Below are 373 nucleotides of genomic sequence, written 5' to 3' on the forward strand. Positions count from 1 at the left end.
GTTGGGAAGTGAGCCCTGTCGAATACTTCATGAAGATTTGAGTTGACCCCCTTGGGAAGCCAGACTTCAGGGCCTGATTCATCAATTCGTGCCTTGGCAATAATAAATCGATAGCTTTCATACGGCCGCAATGTCAGTGATTTCCAATCACTGTTGAGCCCGTCGGTATAGTTGCGCCGCAGGTAGACGGTCTGTTCAAAGTCTTCAGTATTCAGCACTTGGGCGTGCAGCGATACGATATCCCCATGCCACTCGAACTTTCGCTTCTCGTAAGAGGTCAATGCAGCCTCTCGCAGTTCAACAGGTGTGTTCGCTTTGTGTTCGCCCAGTAACTTGAAGTGTGCGTCGTGCCCACAACGGGCGCAGCAACCGT

1 pseudogene is annotated in these 373 nt (G+C 51.2%); it reads right to left on the minus strand.

From position 1 onward, the window contains the following. Positions 1-373, minus strand: a pseudogene (locus AC1DLB_RS32405) (AmmeMemoRadiSam system radical SAM enzyme); the annotation flags it as partial.

It is taken from the genome of Pseudomonas sp. 05N434 (assembly GCF_056396965.1).